Raw genomic sequence first — 2,593 nt, 5'->3', positions numbered from 1 at the left:
TTAGCCTGTCGTTACGTTCATCAAGGGCAATAAGTAAGGCGCTTTCTTCTTCACTGGATAGATAACGCACACGAGTATTATCCTCAGTGACCAGTTTCACTTTATCGAGAGAGTGAGAATCTAACAACTCCCACTCTACCGCTCTGGTGAGTGCCGCTTTGAACGACATGAAAGTACGGCTCATGGTGGCGGGCGCTCGACCTTGCTTACGTTTTTGCGTGTACCATTCTTGAATGTCACGAGCGGTAATGTCAGTGAGGCGTTTTTCACCCAAGTGAGCAAACGTATTCTTAATCGAGTTAAACGACTGGTTAGCCGTTCGAGGGTTCAAAGCCATCAAATAGTCTTGGTAATGTTCGTCAAGAAAACGGGTTAACGTCAGTCCCTCACGGGCTTCTAATTTCTTAGCTTCGTGACGACTTTCTTGTACGTCTTCCCCACTGGCGACTTGTCCTGATTTCTCTTTGGCTAAGTCTCTAGCTTGAGCGGGTGTTAATGAATTAGCCGCCCCTAAGAAATAGTTTCGCTGCTTGCCGTTAATTCGATAGTACAGGTAATACTTCACCGTTCCTTTTGGGGAGATTCGCGCATGAAAACCGCTGACTTCGGTATCGTTCAGGCGCTTATCTTCAATGGTGAGGTTCTTGATAGAGCTGTTGGTGATCTTCTGCTTTAATGCCATGACACAATCCTTAGTGTAGCAAATATGTAGCAGAAAAATTGTAACTTGAGGCATTATAGAGAACAACCATGAACCAACCAACCATAGCTATCTTACTGTATTTATTCGGTTAATTTATCATTTTAGTTCATAGCCGTGCATTGCGTTACATTACCGAATCCCTCTTGAACAGTTTGTTAGAGCGCAACTCACAGGTTGAACAGAACTTTCAAAAGAGAATTAACCAAGGAAGAAATTCCTAGAAATAGCACTACTGGCAAGCCTATCGTTATTATCAGTTTAAACTCGACAAATTGGCCTACAACGGCATCACCATACCTACCACCCAGAAACTTTCTCGATTCGTCACCTACTGTCGATTTGACTTCATCTGTAACTGTCTTGCGATCTTTACCAATGAATTCTTTAAACAGCATAAAGCCGAAAGGAGCGATAATAATGCCGGCGATAAGATATGAAATGTATTCAACTATATCGATCATGTTCATACTTTTTTCTCCTGCGCTCTAACGCCCAGTTAAGGGGTGAAGCACGCAATACCGATGTCACTGCATGGTACTTCAACACAAAAACCAACGCATGCCAAAAATGCCACGCGTGCTGAATCCCTCTTGAACTGTTTGTTATGTTTAAGATTCAATACCTTACGTTCAAGTGAACCGAAGTTTAACCCAACTTACTTTTGTAAACAAAAACCAAAAGCCTAAAAACTGATTTAACTCATAAGCTTGAGAAAATTGAACTTGAGCTTTAAGAGCAGAAAACACAAAACGAAGTCTAACTTTGAGATTGAGCCAAATGTCCTCACGTTAAACTTGATCCGAAATTCAATGAGGCAACTCTCAGAGTTTTTAGCGCAAAAGAATAAATGTCTGGAAAGCAGCGCCCAACGCTGCCAACTTGCCGAAAAGACCTAATAGGATGACTTAGGAAGTATAGAAAAGACACAAGCCACTGATTTTACGTGATTAAACATAACGCCGCATTAAGTGGTGAACAACGCGACCACCCAACCCTAAACCTTGCCACATTCGGCACTAAAGCCGACCTAAACTGAAATTGCCAAGCGTTGAGAATCCGTCTTAAATGCTTTGTTAGCTTATGTTTTCCAGTGTTTCGATGAACTCTTCGTGATTTGACCAATAATCTGAATTCTCAATATGCCAGCATATATGCTCGGATAGACCATCCAAATCAGCAAATAGGTTTAATTTGTTAATTCCGTACTGATTTAACTCAAATTTCAACTTATCTCGATAGTTTTTCTTGATAATAATCCGTTCGATATACTCAGCTTCAGAAGTGTCAAGCATCGATTCCTCTGGGGTTGGATGTAATGTGAATAAACCACTTTGACGGCTAATTCTAGGTACAACTGCGTAAGGTTTATACAACACAACACCGCCGCGATAATCTTCCAGTTTGCAAGACGCATCACTAACGAACTTTGTTGATTTATAACAATAGATTACAGCATCTGAATTTGCTGGACCGTTTACAGCAAAGTAAGCAGCTACTAAAGGGTTATATGTCCAATCCATTAACCTAGTTGGTAAACCATGATGCTGAGCTACAGCGAGCCACTCCCACTCAGATGTTGGGGAACTCTCCGTTTTAAATTCAACTGCTCGTCTACGCCAAGCCTTAAAGTAAGTCAGATCATTTTGCTTTGAGTAAGGCAATCTACCTGCTTTTGGCTTGAGCTCCCAATCTGGGTCGCTATGACCTCTAAATACCCAACGATTATCTGCTCTATATTGGCTCAATGCAGAATGTAAATCTTCAAAGCTACTTACTTCTTTTGTTTTCATTGTACCTCCGAATAAGCTAACGCCGCATTAAGGTGTGAGCGGCGTTTGGCTATACTTGAGCGAAGCGAAACTGCCAAGCGTTGCGAATCACTCTTAAATG

The 2,593-nt window shown here is 41.6% G+C and carries 4 protein-coding genes; all 4 read right to left on the bottom strand.

Going from position 1 to position 2,593, the window contains the following annotated elements:
• Positions 1–682, bottom strand: a 682-nt coding sequence (locus ACED48_RS20295) for an integrase arm-type DNA-binding domain-containing protein (RefSeq protein WP_371692222.1), incomplete at its 3' end; no start/stop codon positions are given.
• Between the two features lie 188 nt (positions 683–870).
• Complete coding sequence (locus ACED48_RS20290) at positions 871–1,170, bottom strand: hypothetical protein (RefSeq protein ID WP_017057167.1); 300 nt, start codon at positions 1,168–1,170, stop codon at positions 871–873.
• Between the two features lie 29 nt (positions 1,171–1,199).
• Positions 1,200–1,322: a hypothetical protein gene (locus ACED48_RS20285; protein WP_078555051.1), complete on the bottom strand. Its 123-nt coding sequence runs from the start codon at positions 1,320–1,322 to the stop codon at positions 1,200–1,202.
• Between the two features lie 454 nt (positions 1,323–1,776).
• Entirely contained in the window at positions 1,777–2,493 is a 717-nt protein-coding gene (locus tag ACED48_RS20280; RefSeq protein ID WP_017057166.1) for an FRG domain-containing protein, read from the bottom strand.
• Positions 2,494–2,593: the final 100 nt, after the last annotated feature.

Source organism: Vibrio sp. 5S239 (assembly GCF_041439575.1).
In the GTDB taxonomy this organism is placed as follows: domain Bacteria; phylum Pseudomonadota; class Gammaproteobacteria; order Enterobacterales; family Vibrionaceae; genus Vibrio; species Vibrio kanaloae.
The sequence above is the reverse complement of the archived record's forward strand: the minus strand, read 5'-3'. Positions and strand labels throughout refer to the sequence as shown.